Source organism: Streptomyces carpinensis (assembly GCF_002154505.1).
Lineage (GTDB): Bacteria > Actinomycetota > Actinomycetes > Streptomycetales > Streptomycetaceae > Streptomyces > Streptomyces carpinensis.
The window spans coordinates 1-609 of sequence record NZ_MUBM01000732.1 but is presented as its reverse complement, the minus strand read 5'-3'; the positions used below and the strand labels follow the sequence as shown (position 1 = coordinate 609).

Sequence of the window (609 nt, the reverse complement as noted above, 5' to 3'; positions counted from 1 at the left end):
CCCCCGCTCCCCACGACCCGAGCCCCTTCGCCCGCGAACGCCACGTCTGGCTCGGCCTGCACGCGGCGGCGACCCGGAGCCTGGCACAGGGGTCGATGATCGTGTTCAGCTGAGGGCGCGGGCCGGGGGTCAGGTGCCGGGGTCGCGCAGGGTCCAGCGTCCGGTGGTCTCGATGCGCAGCAGGCAGCGGTCCGGCACCGCCACGGTGAGACGGGCCGCGCCGCGCCCGTCGGCCAGCAGCCGACCCGAGTCGAACGAACGGGTGACCGTCTGGATGCGGAACCCGTCGTCACCGTGGTGCTCGAACTCCACGACGCGGGACCCGCCGGTCTTGACCACGGTCTCGATGCCCCGGCCCCGCAGCGGAGCGTTCCAGCACAGCCGCCGTGTCTCGGCGGCCGGGCGCAGCGTAAGCCGCCAGGGTCCGTCGGCCCACACCTCCAGCTGCGTGTGCGCGCCCCGCTGCGGCGGCAGCAGTACCTGACCACGGGTCAGGCCGCCGCCGCACACACCCTTCAACGGCTCACGCCGGCGGGTGGGTCGCGGGACGAACACGCTGTAGACGCCCTGTTCCTGGTCGGTCTCGAAGACCAGGAACAGGGCGTCTAC

General features: G+C 73.6%; 1 protein-coding gene. It reads right to left on the bottom strand.

Annotated elements, in window-relative coordinates; genetic code table 11:
- Positions 1-129 precede the first annotated feature (129 nt).
- A partial coding sequence (locus BZY54_RS51455) for a hypothetical protein (RefSeq protein WP_425276400.1) occupies positions 130-609 on the bottom strand: 480 nt, incomplete at its 5' end.